Source organism: Superficieibacter electus (genome assembly GCF_002915575.1).
Classification (GTDB): Bacteria; Pseudomonadota; Gammaproteobacteria; order Enterobacterales; family Enterobacteriaceae; genus Superficieibacter; species Superficieibacter electus.
The window spans coordinates 66,206-89,079 of sequence record NZ_PQGD01000022.1 but is presented as its reverse complement, the minus strand read 5'-3'; the positions used below and the strand labels follow the sequence as shown (position 1 = coordinate 89,079).

The window sequence follows — 22,874 nt, the reverse complement described above, 5'->3', positions numbered from 1 at the left end:
CGAGCTGCTACCGTGGCGCATCACGCTGCCAGCGGAATAACGCATCCCCGTCAATACGGCTCTCGCTGGACGCTTACATGAACCTCGACAGAACGTGAGAAGCAGATAGTTCTGCGGGCCAGCCGTTTGATTCGGGTTCTCAGCGTCAGGTTGTTGCGCTCAATGCGCTGAGTAAAGATTTTGCGGGTCAGATGTTTGTCTTTCGGAAGTTCTCTGGCGTAGCTGCCCCATTCATCCGTGGTCAGCATACCAATGTTAAACGGTGTGAGTAGCGCCAGTAATTTGCGACATGTTTCATCAGTTCGTGGCCCAAAGGTGTAGGCCAGCACACCACCATTTTTTGTGTTGTATGCGTACCATAGCCAGTGCTGGCGGGTTTTGCTGCCGAAAAGCTCCATTGCTCATCGAGTTCGCAGATAAGTGCGACGTCAGCATGAGCCACCGGAGATGCAGTTACTCGTCGCGGCAAGAATTTTTTAAAGCCCGGATGACCGTGTTTATAACGATTTTCAGCGTCCTGGCGGTGTCGTGCACCCCGGCACCGTTGAAAGCCATTTCGGTGATTTGCTCTTTAACTCCCGACTTGCGTGCTTCATAAGCGTAAGTGAGCTGAAACACGCGGTGACAATCACGGCAACGGAATCGGTCGTGCCCTTGGGGGTTCTGCCCATGCCGGTAAACCTGAGCGGACTGACAACGGGGACAATGAACGGTAACGCTGACCATGAGAAAACCTCAAAAGCGAGCATTATACACCAAATTCAACTGATTAGAGGCATCACCCAAGCCAAAAACCCCAAACGGAAAATAAATAATGCTTAACCAGTGGCTGAGCTTACAACATTACGGCATCTTCTGAAGGATATACCACTGTATATCTCTCTCCGGAGATATACAGTCTCATTTGCAAATGCATTTGATTTTGTCTTTTCTGCCCTTTTTTAATTTCACTGAAGAAGGGCGATGCGGCTTTATCTTGAACATTGGAAAAGCATGAATATATGTGGTTCCGCACCCGGTTATTCCCGGGGGATCAGTGAGGTATACTACCGTAAAATGTTTCATCTGGCTGGCCTGTGTTTTTATTTCGCCTGTTTTCAACTTCCACGTATACTTGCCGTTACATAATTATTGATTATTACTTTAACTTTTGTAACATATAAACTTTGTGATGTATATGCATTTAAATTTTTCAATTGCTCTTTAAAGGATGGAAGCATAGCCTGTGTCAGATCGACTAATTTGCTTTCTTGAAGTTTGACTTGGTGTTTTTAATTGAGACTGCTGGCTTTTAATTGTAAGAAAAGGCAATGAAGAATATATATAATATTAATGTTGTCTGGTTGTTATTTAATAAGGTGGCGTGCATTCTGTATTTTAACATATTAAAAGGGAAGATTTGAGCGCAAAAAAAGCCGCCAGTGGCGGCTTTTATGAGAAAATTAATGCGGTATCTCCGCAACTTCTTTGACATCTGCTTTGTTAATTTGTTGTTTCACACCGTTTGCATCAGTGTAGCCGAGGAGGCCCGTTTCTGATTCACTGGGTTTTCCGTCACTGACTATCGTTCGCCCGTCATTGGTATGTATCGCATAACTGGTACGTGTGCAACCCGTCAGCGCAGACAGTACAATCGTTGCCGCAAAAGCCGTAAGAAAAAATTTTTTCATAGTACTTCTCCTTTATCAATTATCAAGCTCACTCATGTTAGTAATCTTGTCCCGATTGATCTGCTCAGTTCTACCGGTCTGCGCATCCTTATAGGAGACCAGTCCGGTATCATCGTCGATCTGAGGCTTGCCATCAGTCACGATGGTTCGTCCATCTGTAGTTTTAATAGCCTGATTAGAAGAACAGCCGGAAGTTGTGATTGCAAGGAATGCAACTATAACTGCCGCTAGAGGAGTTGTTTTATTCATAATAGTTCCCTTATGTAACAAGTTTAACAGTAACAGCCAGTAGCGTTAAAAGTATAGGCTATATAATTTCATTAGCCAGCTTTTCAACAAAGCTGATTAATGAGCGTTGATGGAGAACCATGATCCATAACAAAAGCATATATATACAGTACTAAGCTTGATAAATATCTGCCGCGGAACAAAATGCTTCTATGCATGCAATAAATTACCTGACGGTATATCATCATACTCAGGGCCAGGCTTCACGATCAGACTGGCGCTTTTGTGGCAAGAGGCTTCCCCTGTTAAACCGTTATCAGGTTAAGCAGAAAACAAGCAACTCTGGCTATGTTCGTTTGCCTGGGGTGTCCATGCTGGCTGCATACTGAAGCAGAGGATTATAGGCGGTATGGTAACTTTCGTTACAGCCTGAACTGAAAACTATTCTGTATTGACGAGCATACATAAAATGGTATATTTTCTTTCTGCCGCACAAAGCGTGTTATATAATAACACTGACAAGTCTACAGACTTGTTAATGAGACATTCTTAACTAACCTGGCCAGCGGGCTTAAGCTTCTGCTGGTCTTTTTTTATCATTAGATTAGCGGGAAAGTGCATGGTGCTTTGCCTGTCAGGTTCAGGCTCTGGCCTTTGACGACTGACTCTGTAACTGTATGATTCCTGACTGCCTCCGGCGGTCTTCGAACGCCATAAGCTATTTGAAGCTCACTTTAACGGCCTAGTTTAACATTCTCGCTGTTATGCCAGATTTCTTAAGGACGTATTGATTACGTTGCTTAATATTTGTTGTGTAAAGACCGCATCAGTTCCTGTAAAACTTCGGCTAAGGAAGGATGCCGCGGCATCCGGTCTTTTAAATATCAAGAGCATATGTTCTACAAATAAAAAGCGGCTGCTCATAAATCGCGTGGAAAGTTACAAATATAGTATAAATTACAATTAATTACGTTTTTTTTGTGTCGATTGAGGAGATGCCAGGTAAATGGTCTTACGATTTCTTAAATGACTGAACAGAATTGGGCTGTGTTGTGGAGCGGAGGGGGACTTCAGTCAGACTTTAATTATTCAACGTCGCGGATTCTCAGACATCATCGTGATGTGGATGGCAACACATTTTTTGTTATCGTTTCTCAATTAACCTTTTGTGCGCTCAGAAGGGTGTTTTTTAACTTCACGAGGGCAACTACGGTAAAACAGTCTAAAGTAAAAGAGTGGTGTATCCTCCTCAGCGGTGGGGCGTAACTGGCTGTTGTTACCTTACCAACCACGCGGTTCATGGTCAGCCAGCCAAAGAATCATCGGGAGGCACCCGACACCACATTCATCTGTAGGATTACAAAACCTTTTGCCTGCCTGGACTTTCTGTTGTGGCGGGCTTTTTTTAAGCGTTACAGCTATATGTTACTAACAGGCTGATATTTTTGTTCTGTCATGATGAATCATGAAGAAAAGGCTCAGTTTACGGAATATGGTGAATCGCCTGTGGTGAAGGGGCATAGTCAGGAGTCAGCCGAGTGGAAAAATCTTACGCTTAGTTTTCGGTCGCTGACCGGTCCTTACCGGGAGGCGCGAAGCATAACTCCTCTGGTCAGATTCCTGATCCATATCGTGTCCGGCCTTCCTGCGATAACGTTCTTAACGATGTTCAGATAAACTTGCCCTGTATGAAAAGAGCACCGTCATCCTCATATCAAAGACTCACCGGAAGACAGCATTCACATCTCCAGGAAGGCAACTTTATTAATATTCTGTGCGTTTGAACTGGCTTTTTTGCCTGTACACAGCAAAACGCGAAAAAACGTCTAAGCTTGAATAAAGTTGAATCCCCTTGCGCGGAGGGGCGAACCGGTTATTAATTTGGAGTTATTTGCTATCGTTCGCAGGCCTGCTTGCTGGAGAAGGAACATGGGAGGCAATTGACACCATATTTCAAATGATCCTTTATTTAGATAGAGGTTCCGGATGACCATGGCTCTGCTGAGTTTATCCGGGACCACGAGCGGGTGCAGACTTTGATTTTCACTCAAAGCCTGCCGGTGCAACAGTCATCCCCATTTATGACTTTAATAAAACAGTGGTGACGGCAGGGAAAGACCTGCATTATCATTTATGATTTGGTCGGTTTCTTTCCAGGCGGTCGACTTTTATTGTCCTCTGGATGCATCTGAGAGCGATCACCTTTAAATTAAGCATATAATTACAATGAATCACCCGCATTGCAGGATAGTGTCAGTTTGTTTTTGCGTTCATTCCTGACTATATTAAGGATGGTGGCGGTTTTATCAAGCTCATACTGCTCCACGATTTCCTGGTGTAAGTTATCCTGTGGTAATTTCTGTGACCGGACCGCTGTTAATGTTTCCATTATACGAAAATCACGAAACACTCTAAAATAATAAAGTGGTGAATCCCCCTGAGCGGAGGGGCGAACCAGGAATGGCTCATCTGCTGTAGTATGCATTGCGAGAATCGCGGGTTATGCGTACTGGCGCAGGCTCACCGGGAGGCACCCGGCACCACACCTCCTTCGCGAACCTCTCTTTATTGACATTTTGTGCTTTTGGACTGACATTTTTGCCCATATACAGGAAAGAAGCGGTAAAATTGTCTATGTTTAAAAAGTGGTGAATTCTCCTGGGCGGAGGAGCGTAATCAGCAGCCCGATTACGAGGGTTAACCGTCATCAATACGCAAGTTTCAGATGCTGATCTGGACTTACCGGGAGGCACCCGGCACCATAAACGTTTCGCTTTAGCTTCTTTTCTCGTGCTTCTTTGATGCCTGCTTGCCCGAGCAGGCTTTTTTTATCCCATAATGCTTCCCCTGAACCGCACCGATAAAATGACATTTATAGATATTAATAATGTTATCTGACTGATAGTATCCACGGTCTGGTATAATGAGAAAGTTTATTATGCTGACGTTTCGCGTCGCCCTGACCTGCCCCCAGTATTAGATACAGCCTTCAGTTAGTAATGTCGGTTGGTTTTTCTTCATTTTTCCCGTTTCGCCAGCATGCTGCAAATTCAGACGGCGTCTGGTAATTCAGCGATGAATGAGGTCTGCACTCGTTATAGTCCTGCCGCCAGTCATTAATGATTTTCCGGGCATGGAGAATATCGCTGAACCAGTGCTCATTAAGGCATTCATCCCGAAAGCGTCCGTTAAAACTCTCAATAAATCCGTTCTGTGTTGGCTTACCGGGCTGGATAAGTCGCAGTTCTACGCCATGCTCAAAAGCCCACTGGTCGAGCGCACGGCAGGTAAATTCCGGGCCCTGATCGGTTCTTATCGTTGCCGGATAGCCGCGAAACAGCGCGATGCTGTCCAGAATACGCGCGACCTGAACGCCTGAAATACCGAAAGCAGCGGTGATCGTCAGACTCTCCTTCGTGAAATCATCCACGCAGGTCAGGCACTTAATCCGGCGGCCGCTGGCAAGTGCATCCATGACAAAATCCATCGACCATGTCAGGTTCGGCGCATCCGGGCGGAGGAGCGGATGCCGCTCAGTCGCCAGTCCCTTACGGCGTCGCCTGCGTTTTACACCCAGACCGTTAAGGTGATAGATGCGGTAAACCCGCTTGTGGTTGACGTGAAGGCCCTCCCGACGCAATAACTGCCAGATGCGCCGGTAACCAAACCGGCGACGTTCAAGTGCCAGCTCTGTGATTCGCAGAGACAGTTGCGCGTCAGCAGCCGGACGCTGAGCCGAATAACGGCAGGTAGAAAGGGACAGACCAGCCAGCCTGCAGGCACGGCGTTGCGACAGACCCGTTGTCTCACACATGACTTCCACGGCTTCCCGCTTCTGGTCTGTCGTCAGAACTTTCGGCCCAGAGCCACCTGAAGCGCCTCCTTATCCAGCATGGCTTCAGCGAGCAGCTTCTTGAGTCGGGCATTCTCCTCTTCAAGTGACTTGAGCCGCTTCACTTCGGGGACTTCCATGCCGCCAAACTTCTTGCGCCAGGTGTAGAAGGTAGCGTCTGAAATAGCATGCTTGCGGCAGAGTTCCCGGGCCGAAACCCCGGCTTCTGCCTCGCGGAGAATACTGATGATCTGTTCGTCGGAAAATCGCTTCTTCATGGGTATGTCCTCATGTGACTTATGAAGACATTACTAACATCGTGGTGTATTAATCAACGGGGAGCAGGTCAGCCCTGTTCGTTTCAGGAGCGGTTGTGATGATCTGCCTACAGACATAGCTGTTTAATTACAGGAAATTAAAGCAGCATTGATGAAGAGTATAACTATACCGGGTTGTGAAAACGGACTGTCCCCGGGACAGTCCCTTATAAGAAAGTTGGTTGCACAGAACTGAATAATATCGAAGGTGCCAATGACGGGGTGAAATTTTTCCACTTACATTTCCACCGACAGTCTAATATTGATTCACCGTTTTACTCAGGATTAGCTTCAGCGGTATTAATGGTCTTTCGTGTCTGTTTCAGTCGATAGTTTTGTCCTTTTATTTTAATCGTATACGAGTGATGAAAGATCCGAACCAGCGTCCTCGATGTTAGTGCAGCAACCCCGTCAATACCTCGTCCCATACACCACGGTGGTATAAACCGGAGATGAATTATATACCGATCACCGGCAGTCTGTGTAATAAACGAAGAGCGATAAACATGCTGGTGATTATTACATGCTGCCGACACCCGACTGGATGATAAATCACTACCGAGATAATACCCTTATCTATAACAAGCAGCACGTTAAAGCGAAAGGCAACCTGCAACTGGCGAACGATACCATTAATATCCAGCGTGATGCCACAATGCCCGATGAGAAATACATCAGATAACCAGCAAATGCTAAAGGATTATTGAGCAGTCTGAGCCTCGCGATATTGTTCCTGGCAGCCGCAGCGGCTCAACGACATCTGTACATCGAATGGCCGACAGACTCCAGAGACATGGCTGATACTTTCTCCTTTAACCTACCTCCGATGCTGAAAAGTATTATTGACGTCTCCGAAATAAAATCAATATTGTTAAAAAAGAAGTAAATCTCTTGAAAAGCTAAAATACATCCATTTCTTTAAGAAATTAAAATTCCTGACGGTTTGCAAAAAATTTCGTTGCTACTTCGTCAAGAAAGCTGAGGGTAAATCATTGCGTCTCGTTCACCTGAACTCGTTTTCCGCTGACATATCTAAAACAAAACCTGGTCGTCATATATTTCTTGCAATCTTTTGCAGATGTATATTTCAGCCCTACTACTTTCTATAAACCTTAACAGGACAAAGAATATTACACGGACAGCCAGCAGGCCAGGCGACTAGCTCAAATCGTATTTACGGAGGCACCTGATTATACCGCGCTGTCAACATGATTACGGTTGCGGTTTTAGTTCATCAGGATGGTCAGTATTGGATTTTTGCTCAGATATTGACGTGAAGTGTTGAATGATGCCGCACCCCCACCAGTTGATGATTAGTGCGACTAAGGAGCTGATCACCCATGGTGTCTGAGAGCCATCGAAATACTGCTCTGCAAAATATTTACCCATGGTGAAGCAAGTAAAGATGGTTGTACCAATAAACCATCCCAGAAAAAGATTAGTTTTTAATGTCATAATATTTCCTCATCGTTTTGATCCGTTACTATCTCTCTAATGATCACGAAAATCAATCATCACGTTACATCAGTTTATGATTTTTATATAAACACAGCTTGCACAACTTCGAAGTTTTTTAGCCGTAAAAGCTGAAGGCCGTTGAGCCCATGCACATTTGTGGTTTAACCGGGGCCTGCCAACTTAACAGGAAGGCAAACCTATGATTGAAAAACACCACAAAATAGTAACATATTGAGAGACTATGACCTTCCCCGGTATTTGATAAAATCGTCAGTTAGTAGTGTCGGTTTGAACAGACTATCTGCTGTAAAGCCAGGAGGAAGCAAAGTTGCTCTTACGGTCATCACTAAACACTACTCAACCTGCCGTTCGGGCTATGCCTTAGGCAACCGCAGTTTTGTATTGACACCCTTTTGCTTGAAGTACCAGTTAATGCCGGTGATGATTCTACCCGTGAAAACATCCGGCACGTTGGCATGCTCCACTTATATTCCACTCCTAAGGGCTCAGTACTGTCAGAACTCCTTTCAGGGAAGAGCATTCGGACGTGCGGGGCACAACACCGCTTATGGGTCTGCCATGGGATATCCATTACCTCCGCTATGGGAGTGATTAAGTAAAAGTATGGATAAAAAAGCCTGCTTATCCAGGCAGGCGAAAGAGTTTGTAACCTTAGACATAAGCGTGGTGCCGGGTGCCTCCCGGTGGGTTTATGCCAGTACATATAACCCGCGAGCGATAACAAATAACACAAGTTGATAACTGGTTCGCCCCTCCGCACAGGGGGATTCGCCACGTCTGTATTTTTACCAGAAAAATTCACTCTGTCAAAGGCATCAGCAGTTGCCTTTTGCACAGCGCTAATTACTGAAACCAGCCACAATCTTGATTTATGCTGGTTTTATATGAAATTTATATCCAGTTATATGTTACGTCTTGTCAAGTGTATTTCTTCTATCGGTTAAATCCGCAGCCAGTCAGTTGTCATTAGCGCACAGGGGAATCACAAAAATGCTTTGTGAATCAATTAGATGAAATGCTGGAAAGGTTATTAACTAATTCCAGAGTTGCATAAACAATTATTTCTTCCATGCTTAATACGTAACCTAGCTAAGGAGAAATCATGTTAGACGAATACAAAAAATGCATTGAGACTTGCTACCTGTGTGCAGTTGCATGTGATAATTGTGCGGCTTCATGTCTCGAAGAAGAGAGCCTTGAAATGATGCGCACGTGCATAAAACTGGATATACAGTGTGCAAATATCTGCCGTTTTGCAGCTCAATCCATGACGCTTAATAGTGATAGCACGTATGTCCAGGAACTCTGCCGACTTTGCGCCGATGTTTGTCAGAAGTGCGGTGATGAGTGCGCAACGCATGAACATGAGCATTGCCAGGACTGCTCCAGAGCTTGTCATCGCTGCGCTGAACAATGCAGAAAGATGGCCGCCTGAGAGAAATTGAAATTACCAAACCCGCTTAGGCGGGTTTTTATGTTGTGCCAGATATCCCAGCCGCTCGGGTGTGAAAGTCGCCTTGTCCCGCCTGATGGTATCACGTACTGCTATTTAGCAGGCGTTTCTTTTCATCCTTCATAACATCCAGAGATACTTCAAAAAGACCCAGCATAAAAATAGTCTCGTAAAGCTCCTCGATTAAATCGGTGTATCGCGTATCATGCAAAAATAATGGAGCGATAAATCTATGATGCTCTACCGAATCGGCGATAAGATAAGTTGTCACAACTAACAGGGACATCCATACTGGTAACCGAACAGACCGGAATTTAATGATAATCTTTTTACGCAAAATGTTCGAAAAAATAACTGGCAGGATCAATATTGAAATTAGCAGCACTGAAATAGCTCTAAAAATAAGTCTGGGTTCATCAGGAAAATAGTTTCTTCCCCAGCTGGTACTTCTTCCTAAAAGAACGATCCACCATACCATAGCCCATAGCCAGAACACTTTTTCCTCGTGTGGCATCGATTTTATATACCAGGCAGTAAAAATGGCACAAAACAGGAGCCAAACTGCCTGGCCGTTTTCAATCAAGACAACCACTTCACCATGTTTCAAAGGAACGTGCAGTTCTACCAGTAATGGAAAAAGAAGTGAAATGGTAAAAAGGGAAAATGCCGATATGGAAAATTGAGTTTTCATTTTCATACTTAGTGGTTACCCTAAAAATAATTATATACATTCCATGCCAGTAATCTTTAACTTTGGATGCCAGATTTAGTTTTTACAGACTGAATGCCATAAATATAAGATGTTTTACCCCTTCACGGCAAGGTCTGTTGTAGCGACAATACTCTTAAGTATGGGTTTGAACTTACTACTGAACCTGCGTAAGCAGTTCCGCTTTGTTTATGGTAATGCTGTCCGCAAGGCATTTAGTGTCGTAAAAAAGACACGGCGCGTAGTGCCTTTCGGAGGAGCTTTCGACGTACAGCAGCATGCCCATTGCTGAAAGTCTGTGTTGTAAGGTATTGTGGGCGAAAGTTCAGAAATGGCGGAGTTAACAAACCTGTAGCTTCCGGATGTCAGATCCCTTACACGATACAACGTCCTGACTCCCCATCCAGAGAGGCGCTCATTGACAATGAGGCACTTCATTCAGTCCCCCCTGCAAAGTACCAGGCAGCCTTTTTCAGAATATCCCGAGCTTTTTTAGCAGGATGTTTCAATTGCTTCCTGAGCTTCAGACATTCATTTTTGGCCTCCAGTATATCTGGGAAGTATTGTTCTCTGTTATGGGATTTGATAGTCCATAGCCATTTGTAGAATTAGTGTACAAAACTACCAGGAAGAACGGAAATTTCTGTAACGGTACAGCCTCCTTCTGTCATTTGACGGACGCCTTTTTCCTTAAATGCACATGCAAACCCTGGTTTGCTCATACATACCCTCTGAGCTGAAACTTAAATGTTGGAGTGTCTGCCGGAAAGGAGCAGGCCAGTGGAGTTACTGATATAGAAATCATAAGGCAGTCTGTTACGCCAGAACTTACTGGTATGAGCTAAGCTTTAGAAAACCACACTAACAGGAGGGTGATGATGAACAGAGAACCACTTGAGACCAACGTGGGCGATGGGCTGGCTGAAATACATGAAGCCGGGAAGCTAATACCTGAAGATAAAGTGGAGGAACTTGCGGAAAAGGCGAAAAAAGAAGCTGAGGAAGCTACTGCTGAATATCGTAAAAAGCATAATAAATAGCACTTTTACACTTCTTCAATGGCGAGACTGACTTCCTCGCCATTCTTTCGGTTAAGTGATTAGCTATAGAATACTTTATTAAAGGAAGGAAAGAATGATGAAAATGACCAGATTAAAAAAATTTTCAAAAAAATATAAATGGATGATATGCCTTATCTGGACTATCACTGGTTTGGTTCTATGGACACTGGCTGGCTATTCAGCATCAATTGAAAACACAGCTTTACCAGGTTCTGTTTACTTTCGTGCAGCAGGAATATGCTGGTTGATGTTTCATGCAATGCCCGTAACTGTTGCAGCCATAATTTTCAGACTCTGAAACCGGCGTGATTTTGCCTCCTTCAGGCTTTGATTTTCCTGAATCAAGCTGTTATGAAATCATTGGAGAGCATAAAACACTGTCAGGCCGGGTGTATAGCATAACGCTAACTCAGCAGATACAGGCGCAGAACAATAATTTCAGGAGTCACTGCGAATCAGATGCGTCGGTTGGTGGATTTCCCACTGTAGTACTGGTTTTGAAAGCGCCCTGAGCAATACAGTCAGCAAAATTACAAGCAAAAGGGAGTCGTTGTGTCAGTCAGCTAAGATCAGCGCAATTGCAGGAAGAACATTTCTTCAGGCAATTATTTTAAAATGACATACTTCACAGAGAATTTATATGACAACAAATGTGCAAGCGATAAAAAATAGGCCAGAATAATCTGAATTCACTTCCGTGCTATAGAATAATTATTCACAATGCTGATTTTTATTTGTAAGTTATAAATGCACTAAATAACTGCATGGAACAGTGGATCGTATATGGACGTCCAGTGGTGAACAAGCACTGACGTGATACGGTTAGCTTTCACATATATGGCGTTTTTGAGGGGGAATTTACGAGACTGTAATTTAAATTGTGTATCTGCCTGTTTTTGATATGTTCACTCCAACAATGAAGACAGGCAAATGATGGACGAAAAGAAACTAAAAGCACTGGCGACTGAACTGGCTAAAGGCCTTAAAACTGAAGCCGATCTCAATCAGTTTTCCCGTATGCTGACGAAGCTAACCGTCGAAACGGTGCTCAATGCGGAGCTGACTGACCATCTCGGGCATGAGAAAAATGCCTCTAAAACAGGCGCAAACACCCGTAATGGCTACTCGTCAAGGCGTTGTGCGATGACGGCGCGATAGAGCTGAACACGCCGCGTGACCGTGAAAACAACTTTGAACTTCAGCTAATTAAGAAAAACCAGACGTGTATCACGCAGATGGACAGCCAGATTTTATCGCAGTATGCCAAAGGTATGACCACTCGCGAAATCGTTGCCACCCTCAAAGAAATGTACGACGCCGATGTGTCACCCACGCTGATATCTAAAGTCACGGATGCCGTAAAAGAGCAGGTTACGGAGTGGCAAAACCGGCAACTGGATGCGTTGTATCCCATTGTTTATATGAACTGCATTGTCGTCAAAGTCCGCCAGAATGGCGGCCTAATAGACAAAGCCGCCTTCCTCGCACTGGGTATCAACACCGAAGGGCAAAAAGAGCTGCTGGGTATGTGGCTGGCCTAAAATGAAGGCGCAAAGTTCTGGCTGAATGTGCTGACGGAGCTAAAAAATCGTGGTCTTCAGGACATACTGATTGTCTGCGTGGACGGCCTGAAAGGCTTCCCGGATACAATAAACAGCATCTACCCGCAGACCCAAATCCAGTTGTGCCTCATCCATATGGTGCGCAACAGCCTGAAATACGTGTCGTGGAAGGACTACAAAGCCGTCACCAGCGGACTGAAGGCGGTTGTCCTGGCCAAAGACGCGGCGCTGATGGCGCTGGATGCATTCGCAGATGCATGGGACGACAAATATCCCCAAATCAGCAAAAGCTGGCGTGCGCACCGGGAAAATCTGAACACGTTCTTTGGCTATCCGCAAGGCCATCTACACCACAAACGCAATCGAATCGCTGAACAGCGTGATCCGGACGGCGATTAAGAAACGCAAAGTGTTTCCGACGGATGACTCGGTCCGAAAGGTTGTTTATCTGGCGATAAAGGATGCGCCGAAAAAATGGAGTATGCCGATCCAGAACTGGCGGTTAGCAATGAGTCGATTTATTATCGCGTTCGATGATCGCTTACCTTTAATATAGTGGCAGTTACACAGAATTACTTACAGGCTCGTTTATGCAGTTCTTTCATCAGTAATGCGAATTTCCAGCGAGGCCTTTACCAGGCTCCCTCTAAATGGAGTATATACAGTGTTAACGTTTCTACTACTGTTTAGGTTTTGTTACTATTCTACAGCGTCGCATGAATCAGGATATCCTGAGGCCATCTGCTAAGTTGTAGCTATGCCATATGCTCTCATATGGCACAAGGAGTTCGTTACCTTATTGGGAGCATAACAGGTGATAGATAAAAGATCGATCTAAAAGTTACCTAAGAATCATTGTTAATAATATTAGCTATATGCTCAGGAGTTTCTTTAACATAAATCAAAACCCCGTTAACAAGATATAAAAAACTAGCACCATTGTCGCTCTCATTTAAGTAACTGATGTTGTTTGAATTGACAAAAATACTTTTTCCATTAAAGTGAGTTGTGCCAACATTTGGAATTGAAATTTTCAGGGCTGTGAGTTTAATAATCATAATTATGTCTCTTTATCAGTAAGGTAGTGTTATAAGAAATTTCCAGAACAAAGTATCACTTATCTCCGGCAGCGATGTAGCATGGTACGTCTTTTGACGTCGAACATTAGGCAATTCGACGAGTCTAATAAGGAAGATTTTGGATACCATTACTTCACCTCTGTCCATGGCCGGGCAGGCGGATTTACTTCAATATGGCTTTCCACTTCAGGCTCACTGTTCTATTCGATGCCATTGTCATGATACTTTTTGGCATCGCTTACTCAAATACCCAGAACGGCAGGCACCCGGATAGTATAGTATTTACGCCCATATTGCCAGACAACCTTTATTGCTTAACCCATTATTTGTAGGACGCAACAGATATTCCCATGGCGAATAGGATGCCTTTCGTTATAGTTTTCGAAGGATTCTGTAAGGTTCATTACTGCCATTAACCCGTCTGTTTTAGACATAATACTTTTGTAGTTGCGCTCCATCATTTTGACGATGCCCGATGTTATTCCGTTATACTCATGAATGCGCACCGCTGTTTTTTCAACCCAGGTCTCAACATCCGGACGAGCTGCGGCGTTTAATACGACTGATAGCACGAACCGTTATCTGTCAGCCACTCGACCGGCTATGCCGGAAAGTGCCGCTCCAGTTCGCCTTGCATGACGTTCTCTGAGGGTTTACTGTCGAGTCCACTCGTACTGGACGCCCAGTGCAGCGCTTCACTATCGAAGCAGGCCTGCGTGAACCTGGCACGCTGTTTTTTACCATTATCGCAGCGGAACTCGAACCCATCGGAGCACCACCACTGATTGCTTTACTTCACACCCACTTTTTCGGCATGCGCCCCGTTTCGATAGAAAGGGCAGATATACTCTCAGGCAGCAGCGCACTTTGGCGCATGATGCGGTAAACACGTTTCGCGTTCATTGCCTCTGCACCTTTAAAGTTTGATTGCCTGCGCACCAGTGCCCACATCCGACAATATGAGGCCGTGTATAGATTGCAACATCAGGTGATAGCCGCAACCGCTTCAACAGCGCAGAAGAAATTCAAAATTATGCAGGTAGCCGAACGGCTAAATTTCCACTACAACCGTTCAACGGGTAGTGCAACAATTAGCCTGATAGCGCCATATTGCGTATGGATTATGACGTAACTTTCACGATTTGAAACCAATAAAAAAGAGGTTATCATTGGCTCCTTTGCCTTATCTTAACACTTCAAGCCACGCCAGCAACTGACGAAGCTGATTTCCTGTCATTGCCGGCATCTTTGATGCAGCGCCGAGAACCTGCGTTAGCTCTGCTAACCCCAACTGGTGAGGCTGGATGAACCGACTGACCCGCTTCGACGTTGCGTAGCGCGAGCGCTAACGGCATAATGTGATTGTACTGCATTTCCTGCTCTCCGTTGGGAGTGTTGAGTAAGGCGGGGGCTGGCTTCTTTGTGACCATCTCTTCATTATCTGCCTTCTCTGCTGCCTGAAGTAAGTTCTTCGGCAGTTGATGGCGCTGTATTACAGTTCCGGCAAACGTCGCCATCTGCGTATAGCCTGGATAAAAGCCCATACTAAGAAAGCTGGTGACCGGTTTTTCTTTCTTCTTTCTTATCAAAATTTTCTCCGAACTAGGCACCTATTGACGCCGCGTGACTCCAGCAATGATCGCAATGCACAAACCCAGGCCCGTCCAGTCAGTTTTCTGCTGTGATGCTGTGGATCTCTTTATCTTCGTTCAGGGTACCGTGATTTCATCCCGGCTGGGTAAGCGTACATAAACTTGGTATTCGGTGCTAAAAACTTGGTTCGAGTGTTACTAAGACCCGGCATCGCGTTGCGGCAGAAAGTTCATTTTCCAGTACGGTTGCGAGGATCACCGGCATACTCAGACTATTTAGTCGGAATATGGTTTGCTCCCAATCGCTTACAACCCGGGGATGCTCGCCCGTCTGACGGTGAACACCGCAGAGGCGAAAGCAAAGGAGCAGAAGCCGATTTACCGAACCGTATCGTAATCGATAGCGGAAACTGCGCTGGATGAACAGAAGGCGAATGGGTTCATCAGTATCCGATGATCATCCAGTCGTGGCGGCGTAAATGGGAAAATTGTCAGCATACTTCCGCTATTCGTCTGATATCCTTAAAGTGTTTTACATCACCAACGCCATTGGGGGAGCTGACCATCGGCTCTGTAAACTGACAAAATCAAAGTTTCCTTCCCTAATGAAAACAGTTGTTTGAAGTTGCTTTATCTGGGCTGATGAATGTACAGGAGAAATGGGCAATACCTATCCAAAACTGGAATTTGACATTGTCACAGTTAGCCATTTATTTTGAAGGGCGGCTGAATAACTTAATGGCGCTGTAAAATTTTTAGCTTGACACAGAATTCCGAGCTCGCTCAACCAAACAGACATAAAAGCCGGGCGGATCCCCGTCCGGCTTATCAAAAGGCTTTTCGCTTAATGCATCTCGGTTTCTCTTGCGTCTGTGTCCTTTTCGCTTAGTGCCTGCTTGCAGTATTGATCGTAACGCTCAAGAAACCATACCCGCAACTCTGCTGACATGTTGCCAGTGATCGTCGTTATGTCTACGCGGTGGCCTGTCGCACACATACGGGCGAAACTCTTCGCGAGGAAGTCATAATTCTGTAGATCATTTAGTTTCTGTTGGTTCATCGGCATACCTCCTTAATTTCATTCAAATTTAATAAGGTCATATGCTTTCTACTAATAATATTAACCTATATTCACTATGGGCATTGATATATCGTGTGTGCCAGTAAAGGATTTTGTGACGAATATAACTTTCTTGAGTTTAAACTATAAAAAAAAGATGATTTCCCATCCGGTTTAGCCTACATCTTTCAGTTTCTATTCAGTCACATAGTATAAGATAGCTGCTTTGAGGCCTTGTGCCGCCACACATGACAGAAACGTGCTGCGGTGAACGCCCAACTTTCGACACAAAGCGCTGACATTCAGAGGTCCGGCGTCATCAGGCATTTTGACTTTGACCGACAGCAGCGGTGATTTCCTGGCTCCTAAACATGAAATCCTCATGTTTACCTCTTCAGATGACGGCAGGCGGTAAATCACCGCCCTTGATGTTGCGACCTTCTCCTCAGATTTTATAGCGAATAGCATCCAGGCAGACAAAGGGTAAACTGGCTCCAGCAGGCGCTGTTGCTATTGCTTCAGTTCAGGAACAACTTATCGGTACCGGCACTGATGGTGGCTGTGGAAACGCTGAAAGCGTACAGCTCTTATATCTCCCGGCTGATTTTCGGTATAACTCATACCCGGCGTGAACCGGCGGATAATTTTCTTCCCGAACACGTGCAACATCGTAGTCGGTACTTCTTCATCTGTTGGGGAGCGAAGTTGCCGTTGCGGTCGTGTGGCGTGACTAATTCGAAGTTGCCGGTAGAGGGATCTTTGTGCCGGAACCGTTTTTACGACTGGCTTCATTATCCGCAGCGAGAGGGGAGTCCAGCCCGGTAGACAGTTCCGCTTCGGTTAACTGACTGATTGACGGAGTTAAGATACCATTTTTAATGGTCAGAGTCAGACCAGGCTGAAGTGCTTTCAACGCTTTGTTGAAATCAATGGGCTGGGACATATGCCACTCCTTTTTGGGATAGTTGACTGGAATGACACAGAATTTCTGACGCTCTCAGAGAGTCTGATGAATATGGCTGATGCTAATCGACGACAGCTTTCAGTCCGCCCAGTGCAAAACGCTTAAAATGCTCTGCCAGGCATTCTTTTTCCATAGCATAAATTGTACTGACGGGACCCGGTACTCTTCCTGCTGAAACGATAAGCATCAGACAGGGAGCCACCACATTCAGTGTGCAGAGCAACAGACGCGGATCACTTTCGGACAGACCTGACACCTCACTCATAATCTGTCTGATTGAGGCGATTTTTTTCGACCCTTCAAATTCAACAAATGCATTCAGTTCGACAGAAGGTGAAAACAGCTCCCGAAAAAATACCTGGCTGTACCAGCCCGCCATGCCTTTCAGTTTCATGACCAGCATATCGATGAAAGCGCTGAACTTGTCGACAGGGGCCTGCTGACTTTCCGCAAGTGCCTGTAGTTCAGCACCATCAATAAAATGTCGGTGTGCTTCAGAAAGCACGGAGAGATAGAGTCCCTCCCTTCCGCCAAAATGATAATTAATTGCCGCCATATCGACCCCTGCTGCTTGTGCAATGGCCTTATTGCTGGTTCCGACATAGCCATTCCGGGCAATCAGTTCGCCAGCCGTCTCAAGAATTTTCTGACGTGTCGCTTCTCCGTCTTTGCGGCGTGGTCTGTTCATTGTGCCTCCGTAAAAAATTATCCCTGAAGGATACACTTTTCTTCTTCTTTAAGTTAACTTTAAATTACATTGTAATTTAAAGTTCGCTGAATGGCTCTGTCGATGACCTTTAAGGGATGTGTTGCGATGAAAAAATCATTAATCGCCGCCGTAGTAATTATCGTTTTAGTGGGAGGGGTGGCAACAATCTGGCTGAACAGGGGTTCATCAGGGAATGCCGGTGAAGTGACGCTCCACGGGAATGTGGATATTCGCCAGGTGTCACTGGCTTTTGAAGAGTCAGGCAGGATCAGGCAACTGGATGTCCAGGAAGGAGATCGGGTACATGCCGGTCAGATCCTCGGCAATCTTGATATGGAATCGCTGGAAATTCAGGCGCGGCAGGCTGCGGCAAAACTGGCTGCCCAGGAGCAGACCGTCCAGGAACAACAGGCTGGCTCCCGTCCGGAAGAAATTGCCCAGGCGCGGGCACAGCTGGCATCCGCCCGGGCGCAACTGGAAAAAGCGGAGCAGGATTTAAAGCGACTGCAGAATATTGCAGCCAGTACCGGGGGAAAAGGTGTCAGTAAACAGGAGACTGACGCTGCCAGAAGCAACCAGCGGGTGGCGGCGTCAAATGCCAGGGAAAGGCAGGCTAACCTTGATTTGTTGCTGAAAGGGGTGCGCAGCGAACAACGCCAGGGGGCCGTCGCACAGACGGACGCGCTACGGGCGGATCTGGATTTACTGCACTACCGTATTGCCCGGGGCACGCTGAAAGCGCCTGTGGATGCCGTTGTGCGGGCCCGCTTGCTGGAGCAAGGAGATATGGCCGGCCCGCAGAAACCTGCCTTCACGCTGGCCCTGGATGATCCAAAATGGGTCAGGGTCTGGCTGAGTGAAAGCGATCTGGGGCGGGTCAGAACCGGCATGCCAGCACAGGTCTTCAGCGACACCTGGCCGGACAGGCCTGTCACTGGTCAGATCGGCTATATCTCTTCCGTGGCGGAGTTCACACCAAAATCGGTACAGACCGAAGATCTGCGCACTAAGCTGGTCTATGAGGTACGGGTGCTGGTGAATGACCCGAAAAACACCCTGCGGATGGGCCAGCCCGCCACCGTCAAAATTGCGACGGACACGACGCAGAATGAGACCAGCCATCATGCAGGGCTATGAGGATGCAGTGGTTGCCGGCGAGCTGTTGATGACCTTTGCCGGCAGCAGTAAAAAAGTACCGCCTGTCAGGGCGGTGGACGGTCTGAATCTGCGCATCCGTGCCGGTGAGCTGACAGCACTGGTGGGACCTGACGGCGCCGGGAAAACCACGTTTTTGCGGCTAATCGCGGGGCTGTATGTGCCCACATCGGGCACGCTGACCGTACTGGGGACGGATGTCATTGCTCATCCGCAGGCTGTTCAGGACCGGATCAGCTATATGCCGCAGCGGTTTGGCCTGTATGAGGATCTGAGCATTCAGGAAAATCTCGAACTGTATGCCGATTTGCACGGCGTGCCACAGGAGACGCGTCGGGAGCGTTTTGCCCGCCTGCTGGCAATAACCGATCTGGCCCGTTTTTCCTCCCGCCCCGCAGGGAAATTGTCCGGCGGGATGAAACAAAAGCTGGGGCTGGCCTGCACGCTGGTGCGTTCCCCGGATCTGCTGCTGCTTGATGAACCCAGCGTCGGTGTGGATCCACTTTCCCGTCGGGATTTATGGCAAATTATCGACCAGCTGGTGAAGGAGGAGGCGCTCAGCGTCATCATCAGTACCGCCTATATGGATGAGGCGGAACGCTGTTCTCAGGTCAATATCATGTATCAGGGAAAAATTCTGGCGCAGGGGACTCCGGCTGAACTGACCGAAAAGGCGCGTAATCTGACCCGGGAAGTCGCTCCGCCGCCGGGTATGAAAGCGCGAACTTTACAGGCTGCGCTGCTGGAAAAAACGGATCGGGTTGCCGATGCGGTACCGAAAGGCGATACGGTGCGTTTTATCTGTCGACCCGACATCAAGCCGATCGACGCCGGCGATCTACCGGATGGTGCCCGGATGCAGACACGCGAGCCGGATCTGGAAGATGCTTTTATGTTAACCCTGCACCAGGCGCAGCAGCGCGACCATTCTGCTGCTGCCGGGATGGTCAGGACGGATATGGTTTCAGCTCAGCGGCATGACACGGTGGCGGGCGATCCCGTGATAGTGGTACGCGACCTGGTGAGGCAGTTTGGCGATTTTACGGCTGTCGCCAGTACCTCATTTGACGTCAGGCGTGGTGAAATCTTCGGCCTGCTCGGACCTAATGGGGCGGGTAAAACCACCACCTTTCGCATGCTGTGTGGATTGCTTCCTGCGACCAGCGGCCAGCTTGAGGTGGCTGGCCTCAATCTCAGAACGGCCAGGGCGCAGGCGCGGACGCGGATTGGTTACGTCTCGCAGAAATTCGCCCTCTACGGTAACCTCACGGTGGAGGACAATCTGACCTTTTTTGGTGGGGCGTATGGGTTATACGGAAAGAAACTCAGAACGCAGATCCGGACGGTGATTGATCAGTTTGAGCTGACGGCGGGAGCAAAAAGCGACGAGCTTCCCGGTGGATTTAAACAGCGTCTGGCGATGGCGGCGGCGTTGTTACATGAGCCGGAGATTGTGTTTCTGGATGAACCCACCAGTGGTATTGATCCGCTGGCGAGACGCGCCTTCTGGTACACCATCGGCGAGCTGGCCAACAAGGGTATCACCATTATCATCACCACGCATTTTATGGAAGAAGCGGAATACTGTGACCGGATAGCCATTCAGGATGCGGGAAAGATGCTGGCGCTTGGCACGCCCCGTAACGTGCGCGCGCAGGCCGGGACGGAATACGCTGCTGATATGAACAGTGCGTTTATCGCCATCGTTGAACAGGCCCGGGCGGCAGGTACCAGGAGGCAGTCATGAGTCAGTCCTCTTTTGTGGTGCGCCTTGTCTCGCTGATCCGCAAGGAAACCCGTCAGCTGCTGCGGGACAGGAGTAATCTTGGCGTGGGGCTGCTGCTTCCGGTGGTACTGATCCTGCTCTTTGGTTACGGGCTGTCATTTGATCTGTCAAACACCCGTGTCGCCGTGGTGATGGAGCAGCATTCGCCGCAGGCTGATGATGTGCTGTCCGGGCTGGCAGGCAGCCGGTATCTTACGCCGACGCGATATCCTGATATGGCGTCGGCCCGACAGGCCCTGCGCCGTGATGAGGTTGATGCCATCGTGCGTATTCCGCCGGATTATGCTCAGCAGGTTAATCAGGGGACGGCGAAAATACAGCTGATCCTCAACGGTGCCTCCACGAGCGTGGCCTCTTCCACACAGGGCTATGTTTCAGGGGCGCTGGCTTCGGATGCCGCGATCCAGGCGGACAGAGCGGCCAGCGACACGAGCGGTACCGGGAGCGTCACCATTGAACAGCGTATGTGGTTTAACGAATCGGGGAACAGCACCTGGTTTCTGGTTCCGGGGCTGATTGTTCTGATCCTGACGCTTATCGGGGCGTTTCTGACCGGGTTGCTGATTGCCCGTGAAAAAGAGCGCGGTACGCTGGAGGCAATTTTCGTGACGCCCGTCCGGCCGCTGGAGCTGGTGCTGGCAAAGCTGGCACCATATATGATCCTCGGGTTTATCGATTTACTGATCTGCCTGCTGGCCGCCCGATTTTTGTTTGAAGTGCCCATGCGCGGTTCGTTGCTGGCCATTATCGGCGCCTCGTTGCTCTACCTGCTGGTTTCGCTGGCGATGGGGCTGATGATTTCAGGCATGGCGCAGAGCCAGTTCCAGGCCAGCCAGATGGCGCTGCTTGCCAGTTTTATGCCAGCGATGATGTTGTCCGGTTTCGTATTCGACACCCGCAACCTTCCTCTGGTCATCCAGGTTATCAGTCAGGTGCTGCCCGCCACGCATTTTATGTCGCTGATTAAGACCCTTTTCCTGGGTGGCAATGACTGGCCGCAATATTTTCGAGAATGCTCCATCATGCTGCTGTACGCGCTGGTGCTGGTGAATGCCGCGCGTCTGTCGTTACGCAAGAGGCTGAAGGTGTAGTTATGGAAACATGTATTATCTGGCTCCGGCGGGTAGGGTTTCTTATCCGTAAAGAGGTGCTGACTATCCTCAAGGAGCCGGCCAACCGGGTGATTTTATTTGCGCCGGCATTTCTTCAGGCACTGCTGTTTGGCTATGCGGCTAATTATGATGTCAACAATGTTGATTACGCCGTGCTCGATCAGAGCAGAAGTCAGCCATCCACGCTGCTGATTTCTCATCTGGACGGAACCGGTGTCTTCCACCGGACCGCCACCCTGACCTCCGCGTCTGAAATTGCCGACACCATAACCAGCGGCAGGGCGTTGCTGGTTATCACTTTTCCGCCGGATTTTGCGGTGAAACTGAACGGGGGGGAGGCATCCCCGCTGCAGGTGATCCTTGATGGGAGGAACTCTTCTACGGCCGGCGCTGCCGCGAGCTATGTGAGCGCAGTGGTGTCTGATTTTAACCAGCAGAATCGCGGTACTTCAGCCGCCATCTCCCTGGAAACCCGGGCCTGGTATAACCCGAATCTGGAGTCCCGCTGGAGTATGATGCCGACGCTGATTGCCTCCCTGAGCATGATGCAGACGCTGCTGCTGGCTTCCCTGTCGGTGGCACGGGAGCGGGAGCAGGGCACCTTCGATCAACTGCTGGTCACCCCTTATACCCCGATGCAGATCCTGATCGGTAAGGCTCTGCCCTCCATCGTGGTCGGGCTGGTGCAGTCCACCATTATTCTGCTGATTATTCTGTTCTGGTTCCGCATCCCGATGAACGGTTCGCTGTGGTTGTTGTACCTGGGGCTGTTGGGTTTCAATATTGCGGCGGTTGGCCTGGGACTGTCGTTGTCGGCGGTGTCCGTTAATATGCAGCAGGCCATGCTGTATACCTTCCTGCTGATCATGCCCCTGATGTTGCTTTCCGGACTACTCACACCGGTCCAGACGATGCCGGATTTTCTGAATACGCTGACCTATGCCAACCCACTGCGTTTCGCCATTGACCTGGTGCGCCGGGTTTATCTGGAAGGCACCGTATTCTCCGACATCGCGTTTGATTTTATTCCACTATTGATTATGGCGGCCATTACGCTACCGCTGGCGGCCTGGCTATTCCGCAACCGTCTTTACTGACAGCAGGTT

The 22,874-nt window shown here is 47.9% G+C and carries 19 protein-coding genes and 4 pseudogenes; 12 read left to right on the top strand and 11 right to left on the bottom strand.

Going from position 1 to position 22,874, the window contains the following annotated elements; genetic code table 11:
• Nucleotides 1–50: 50 nt before the first annotated feature.
• The 4 genes and pseudogenes from CHU32_RS22495 to CHU32_RS22475 form a co-directional block, all read right to left on the bottom strand.
• A pseudogene (locus tag CHU32_RS22495) lies at nucleotides 51–726 on the bottom strand (IS1 family transposase).
• A 716-nt stretch (nucleotides 727–1,442) separates the two neighbouring features.
• The gene (locus CHU32_RS22490) at nucleotides 1,443–1,670 is read right to left on the bottom strand and encodes a YgdI/YgdR family lipoprotein (protein WP_049006220.1); all 228 of its coding nucleotides are present in this window, start codon (nucleotides 1,668–1,670) and stop codon (nucleotides 1,443–1,445) included.
• Between the two features lie 15 nt (nucleotides 1,671–1,685).
• Nucleotides 1,686–1,919: a YgdI/YgdR family lipoprotein gene (locus CHU32_RS22485; RefSeq protein WP_049006222.1), complete on the bottom strand. Its 234-nt coding sequence runs from the start codon at nucleotides 1,917–1,919 to the stop codon at nucleotides 1,686–1,688.
• A gap of 2,968 nt (nucleotides 1,920–4,887) precedes the next feature.
• Nucleotides 4,888–6,008, bottom strand: a protein-coding gene (locus CHU32_RS22475) for an IS3 family transposase (protein WP_103678310.1) whose coding sequence is annotated in 2 segments (ribosomal slippage) — nucleotides 4,888–5,750 and nucleotides 5,750–6,008 — 1,122 coding nt in all. Because the reading frame shifts where the segments join, the coding sequence is not laid out codon by codon here.
• A 562-nt stretch (nucleotides 6,009–6,570) separates the two neighbouring features.
• Here CHU32_RS22475 and CHU32_RS28325 point away from each other — a divergent pair.
• On the top strand, nucleotides 6,571–6,729 hold the full coding sequence (locus CHU32_RS28325; protein ID WP_158414358.1) for a hypothetical protein: 159 nt from the start codon (nucleotides 6,571–6,573) through the stop codon (nucleotides 6,727–6,729).
• Between the two features lie 530 nt (nucleotides 6,730–7,259).
• On the opposite strand, the gene CHU32_RS22470 is transcribed toward CHU32_RS28325, so the two are convergent.
• On the bottom strand, nucleotides 7,260–7,502 hold the full coding sequence (locus CHU32_RS22470; protein ID WP_053090089.1) for a hypothetical protein: 243 nt from the start codon (nucleotides 7,500–7,502) through the stop codon (nucleotides 7,260–7,262).
• 1,126 nt (nucleotides 7,503–8,628) lie between these two features.
• On the opposite strand from CHU32_RS22470, the gene CHU32_RS22465 reads away from it, so the two are divergent.
• Nucleotides 8,629–8,961, top strand: coding sequence for a four-helix bundle copper-binding protein (locus CHU32_RS22465; protein ID WP_075212340.1), 333 nt, complete (start codon nucleotides 8,629–8,631; stop codon nucleotides 8,959–8,961).
• 100 nt (nucleotides 8,962–9,061) lie between these two features.
• Here the strand turns inward: CHU32_RS22465 and CHU32_RS22460 are convergent, their stop codons facing one another.
• On the bottom strand, nucleotides 9,062–9,676 hold the full coding sequence (locus CHU32_RS22460; RefSeq protein ID WP_103678309.1) for a hypothetical protein: 615 nt from the start codon (nucleotides 9,674–9,676) through the stop codon (nucleotides 9,062–9,064).
• A gap of 887 nt (nucleotides 9,677–10,563) precedes the next feature.
• Between CHU32_RS22460 and CHU32_RS28320 the strand changes: the two genes are divergently transcribed.
• The 4 genes and pseudogenes from CHU32_RS28320 to CHU32_RS22450 all read left to right on the top strand — a co-directional run bounded on the left by CHU32_RS28320 (nucleotide 10,564) and on the right by CHU32_RS22450 (nucleotide 12,867).
• Nucleotides 10,564–10,728, top strand: coding sequence for a hypothetical protein (locus CHU32_RS28320; protein WP_176691708.1), 165 nt, complete (start codon nucleotides 10,564–10,566; stop codon nucleotides 10,726–10,728).
• A gap of 94 nt (nucleotides 10,729–10,822) precedes the next feature.
• Nucleotides 10,823–11,047, top strand: a complete 225-nt coding sequence (locus tag CHU32_RS22455; RefSeq protein ID WP_103678308.1) for a hypothetical protein — start codon at nucleotides 10,823–10,825, stop codon at nucleotides 11,045–11,047.
• A 632-nt stretch (nucleotides 11,048–11,679) separates the two neighbouring features.
• Nucleotides 11,680–11,907, top strand: a complete 228-nt coding sequence (locus CHU32_RS28970) for a transposase (RefSeq protein WP_369522148.1) — start codon at nucleotides 11,680–11,682, stop codon at nucleotides 11,905–11,907.
• Nucleotides 11,886–12,867, top strand: a pseudogene (locus tag CHU32_RS22450) (IS256 family transposase). Before CHU32_RS28970 ends, CHU32_RS22450 begins: the two are co-directional and overlap by 22 nt.
• 289 nt (nucleotides 12,868–13,156) lie before the next feature.
• Here the strand turns inward: CHU32_RS22450 and CHU32_RS22445 are convergent.
• Complete coding sequence (locus tag CHU32_RS22445) at nucleotides 13,157–13,369, bottom strand: hypothetical protein (protein ID WP_103678307.1); 213 nt, start codon at nucleotides 13,367–13,369, stop codon at nucleotides 13,157–13,159.
• 706 nt (nucleotides 13,370–14,075) lie between these two features.
• Between CHU32_RS22445 and CHU32_RS28095 the strand changes: the two genes are divergently transcribed.
• On the top strand, nucleotides 14,076–14,276 hold the full coding sequence (locus CHU32_RS28095) for a hypothetical protein (RefSeq protein WP_133159288.1): 201 nt from the start codon (nucleotides 14,076–14,078) through the stop codon (nucleotides 14,274–14,276).
• Nucleotides 14,277–14,586: 310 nt separating this feature from the next.
• On the opposite strand, the gene CHU32_RS22440 is transcribed toward CHU32_RS28095, so the two are convergent.
• Entirely contained in the window at nucleotides 14,587–15,000 is a 414-nt protein-coding gene (locus CHU32_RS22440) for a hypothetical protein (protein WP_103678306.1), read from the bottom strand.
• 352 nt (nucleotides 15,001–15,352) lie between these two features.
• On the opposite strand from CHU32_RS22440, the pseudogene CHU32_RS28840 reads away from it, so the two are divergent.
• A pseudogene (locus CHU32_RS28840) lies at nucleotides 15,353–15,732 on the top strand (transposase); the annotation flags it as partial.
• A 94-nt stretch (nucleotides 15,733–15,826) separates the two neighbouring features.
• Here CHU32_RS28840 and CHU32_RS22435 read toward each other — a convergent pair.
• The 3 genes and pseudogenes from CHU32_RS22435 to CHU32_RS22420 form a co-directional block, all read right to left on the bottom strand.
• Nucleotides 15,827–16,048, bottom strand: a complete 222-nt coding sequence (locus CHU32_RS22435) for a glycogen synthesis protein GlgS (RefSeq protein ID WP_245880259.1) — start codon at nucleotides 16,046–16,048, stop codon at nucleotides 15,827–15,829.
• A 442-nt stretch (nucleotides 16,049–16,490) separates the two neighbouring features.
• Nucleotides 16,491–16,985 (bottom strand): annotated as a pseudogene (locus CHU32_RS28835) (transposase); the annotation flags it as partial.
• 82 nt (nucleotides 16,986–17,067) lie between these two features.
• Complete coding sequence (locus CHU32_RS22420; RefSeq protein ID WP_103678303.1) at nucleotides 17,068–17,694, bottom strand: TetR/AcrR family transcriptional regulator; 627 nt, start codon at nucleotides 17,692–17,694, stop codon at nucleotides 17,068–17,070.
• A 126-nt stretch (nucleotides 17,695–17,820) separates the two neighbouring features.
• Here CHU32_RS22420 and CHU32_RS22415 point away from each other — a divergent pair, with 126 nt between their 5' ends.
• From CHU32_RS22415 to CHU32_RS22400, 4 genes are read left to right on the top strand one after another with little or no spacing between them, the layout of a single operon-like run.
• Complete coding sequence (locus CHU32_RS22415; RefSeq protein ID WP_103750932.1) at nucleotides 17,821–18,852, top strand: HlyD family secretion protein; 1,032 nt, start codon at nucleotides 17,821–17,823, stop codon at nucleotides 18,850–18,852.
• The gene (locus CHU32_RS22410) at nucleotides 18,824–20,617 is read left to right on the top strand and encodes an ATP-binding cassette domain-containing protein (protein WP_245880258.1); all 1,794 of its coding nucleotides are present in this window, start codon (nucleotides 18,824–18,826) and stop codon (nucleotides 20,615–20,617) included. The genes CHU32_RS22415 and CHU32_RS22410 overlap by 29 nt, the downstream gene beginning before the upstream one ends.
• Nucleotides 20,614–21,747: an ABC transporter permease gene (locus CHU32_RS22405; RefSeq protein WP_103678300.1), complete on the top strand. Its 1,134-nt coding sequence runs from the start codon at nucleotides 20,614–20,616 to the stop codon at nucleotides 21,745–21,747. The genes CHU32_RS22410 and CHU32_RS22405 overlap by 4 nt, the downstream gene beginning before the upstream one ends.
• A 2-nt stretch (nucleotides 21,748–21,749) precedes the next feature.
• Nucleotides 21,750–22,865, top strand: a complete 1,116-nt coding sequence (locus CHU32_RS22400) for an ABC transporter permease (RefSeq protein ID WP_103678299.1) — start codon at nucleotides 21,750–21,752, stop codon at nucleotides 22,863–22,865.
• Nucleotides 22,866–22,874 lie beyond the last annotated feature (9 nt).